2 pseudogenes are annotated in these 1,172 nt (G+C 38.2%); both read right to left on the bottom strand.

Features of this window, described 5'->3' with window-relative positions:
• Nucleotides 1–460: pseudogene (locus tag AC6RV6_RS16240) on the bottom strand (hypothetical protein); the annotation flags it as partial.
• A 483-nt stretch (nt 461–943) separates the two neighbouring features.
• A pseudogene (locus tag AC6RV6_RS16235) lies at nt 944–1,172 on the bottom strand (transposase); the annotation flags it as partial.

The raw sequence follows: 1,172 nt of genomic DNA, 5'->3' as shown, positions 1-1,172 counted from the left end.
GGGAAGGTTCTATTACTGGGGAAGGTTCTACTACTGGGGAAGTAGTAAGTTCAGGATTTTCAATGATTTCAGAGATGGTAGCCTCTATTACAGCTATGGTAGCAAGTACTTCATCCAGTTCAGCTTCTTTAGCAGCGATCTGAGAACCTAAAGCCTCGATTTGCTGGTTATATTCAAGCACTTCCAGAGTACTGTCCCGTATTTGAATAAGCTCTGCTTGCTCTGCTTCCAACTGAACAATCTCCTCTTCAATCGCATCAGCTTGGGCTAAGAGTTCTTGCAGCCGGAACTCTAAACTTTCCAATTCTGCTGACAACTCTTCTGCTGTTAGTTGAGCAAGCTGCACAACCTCTAGAGATTGACCTTGTATGGGTAACTGTTCAGCTAGCGTATGCAGCCCAAAGGTATGACTAGGAGGAGCCTGCAAACTCAAAGCTAAGGTCAAAAAGAAGAGTCTCAATGTCCTCAGTCTCGGCTGCTTTGGGTACGTCTTTCCGATCATAAAGTTATGTCCAGATGAGTAACGAGTTGTAGTATTATGCTGTTCAGCTATTCGACACAGTAAGCTCAATTCAAATTCTTAAGACATTATAGACAACTTCTTGTTAAGGGTAGCCATCCTTAATGCGATCGCTGAATAAAATTATTTTTACACCACAACTATACATAGTGGATTTTAATTTCGTAATGAGTATCTCTACTTAAATAACGGAGAAAATTCACTTTACCTGTTAAATTTTATATTAGTTTCTATTCTCAAGATTTTTGCGATCGCAGCCTAGAAAAAACTGAAAAAGGAAAGTTTTCCAAGCGATCTCCAGTTGGGAAAAGCAAGAAAAATGTACAATAATGGGGTCTACCGAACCTAGTATGTAGAACTAAGTTGAGAAAAACGAATCCAACCCAACTCTGATTTTGAAATTATCAAAGTTTCTGAAGCCGTATCCTTTTCATTTTTAAGCAAAGCATATTTGCTCTTTTTCAGCACTTCTAGTTTTTTCTCTCTTTTCTTTTTCTGTTTCATTTTTTCTGCTTCTCTTTTTATTTTTCTTCTTTCCTTGTCTAACTCACTATTAATTTGCTTCATTACCTGAAACCTATCTGCTACTATTTCCGCTGGGAGCAGGTCAAACCTGCTGAACACATGAACTATTGACAAATAAGATAAAAAG

It is taken from the genome of Spirulina sp. LEGE 11439, from assembly GCF_059821285.1.
Note: the sequence above shows the minus strand (reverse complement) of the source record. Positions and strands in the feature narration are given on the sequence as shown.